Source organism: Bradyrhizobium sp. (assembly GCF_049691595.1).
In the GTDB taxonomy this organism is placed as follows: domain Bacteria; phylum Pseudomonadota; class Alphaproteobacteria; order Rhizobiales; family Xanthobacteraceae; genus Bradyrhizobium.
Genome location: NZ_JBAVNZ010000656.1, coordinates 1 through 1,856 on the forward strand (window position 1 = coordinate 1; position 1,856 = coordinate 1,856).

The 1,856-nt window shown below is 64.0% G+C and carries 2 protein-coding genes and 1 pseudogene; all 3 read left to right on the forward strand.

Annotated features, from left to right (window positions below; all coding sequences use genetic code 11):
• On the forward strand, positions 1-187 hold a 187-nt coding region (locus tag WCE35_RS26315), incomplete at its 5' end, for a hypothetical protein (RefSeq protein WP_424596234.1).
• A 118-nt stretch (positions 188-305) separates the two neighbouring features.
• The gene (locus WCE35_RS26320) at positions 306-1,520 is read left to right on the forward strand and encodes an ISAzo13 family transposase (protein ID WP_424596235.1); all 1,215 of its coding nucleotides are present in this window, start codon (positions 306-308) and stop codon (positions 1,518-1,520) included.
• A 45-nt stretch (positions 1,521-1,565) separates the two neighbouring features.
• A pseudogene (locus tag WCE35_RS26325) lies at positions 1,566-1,856 on the forward strand (cytochrome P450); the annotation flags it as partial.

Here is a 1,856-nt window from a genome sequence, read left to right on the forward strand (position 1 = left end):
CATGAAGGTGATCCTACCGCGCGCGGTTGGCAAGGCGGATAGCTTTGGGCGGAAAATTCGACTCAGTCCTCTTATCCTCAGTACTTTGTGTTGGTCGTTCAACAAGCTGTGCCGTCATGCCCGCCCCGGCTCGGAGGCCGGGGTAGACTGCGGCGGGCACCCAAGCAACCATCAACGAATCCACTGAGACTTGCTTAGGACGCCCACCAGAATAACTGAATCGGTCGTCGTCGCTGCACGGTGTGGCGTTGTGACTCGGGATGGCGGGATTCCCGGACCCTTGTTGCGGCAGTATGCCGGTCGACATGATCGACATCAAAGCGATTCGCGAGCGCTGGCATGCCGTCGGCGCAAAGCTCGATGAGCGCGGGCGCCGGCTCTTCGCGGCCGGTGAAGTCCGGGCGGCCGGACGCGGCGGCAAGGTCGCGATCTCTGCCATCACAGGACTGGCGCTCTCGACCATCGGTCATGGCCTGCGAGACCTCGATCTCCCCTTGCCGAAGGGGCGGGTGCGGGCCAAGGGCGGGGGCCGGCAGCGTTTGTCGGTGAAGGCTCCGACGCTGATCGCCGACCTCGAGCGCGTCGTTGCGCCGGCGACGCTGGGATGTCCCATGCGCCCGTTGCTGTGGGTGTCCAAGAGCCATGACAAGCTGGCCGTGGAGATGCGCAAGCTGGGTCACCAGATCAGCGCCACCAGCGTCAAGAGACTGCTCACGGCGATCGGCTTCAGTCGGCAATCGAACCGCAAGGCCGACGAGGGCTCCAAGCACCCCGACCGCAACGCCCAGTTCGAGCACATCAATGCCAAGGTGGTCGCGGCGCAGGCGGCGGGCCAGCCGGTCATCTCGGTCGATACGAAGAAGAAAGAGCTGGTTGGCAACTACAAGAACGGCGGCACCGACTATCGGCCCAAAGGCGATCCACGGCGTGTGAAGGTGCACGACTTCGAGGACAAGGAGCTGGGCAAGGTCGTGCCCTACGGCGTCTACGACGTCAGCGCCAACGCCGGCTGGGTCAGCGTCGGGATCACCAGCGACACGGCGCAGTTCGCTGTCGCCTCGATCCGCCTCTGGCTCGACCGCATGGGGCATGAGCGCTATCCGAAGGCGACCGAACTCACCATCACGGCCGATGGTGGCGGCTCGAACGGCAGCCGCGTAAGGCTCTGGAAAGTCGAGCTGCAAAAGCTCGCCGACGAGACGCGCCTGACGCTCAACGTCCACCACTATCCCCCGGGCACCTCGAAGTGGAACAGAATAGAGCATCGCCTGTTCTGCCACATCACCCAAAACTGGCGCGGCAAGCCCCTGACCGACCGGGCCGCCATCGTCGAACTGATCGGGGCGACGACAACCAAGACCGGATTGAAAGTCGAGTGCGCGCTTGACGAGCGGACCTACGAAAAGGGCATCAAAGTCAGCGACGCCGAGATGGCCGCCCTCGACATTCGAGGCGATGCGTTCCATCCTGAATGGAACTACACCATCCGCCCCCGACCAGCCCTCAATCGGAGCAGTTAATTTGGCGGATGTCCTAAGGAGAAGGCCTGGCGGCCACGCAGTCTCGTGCTGGAGACCGACCCGCCGCTGCATGATACGACGCGCGGCGCGCTCAGTCGCGTGCTGTCGGGCCCGGCCGTGCGCAAACTGCGCGACGCCTTTCAGACGGAAGCCGAGCGCCTGGTCGAAGGCCTTGTCCAGCGCGGCACCTTTGATGCCGTCCAGGATCTGGCGATCGCCTATCCCCTGAAAGTCGTCGGCGATGCCGTCGGCGTGCCGCCCCAGGGACGTGAATGCCTGCTGCCCTTCGGCAACATGCTGTTCAATTCGTTCGGGCCTAATCCTACTGAGTCACAG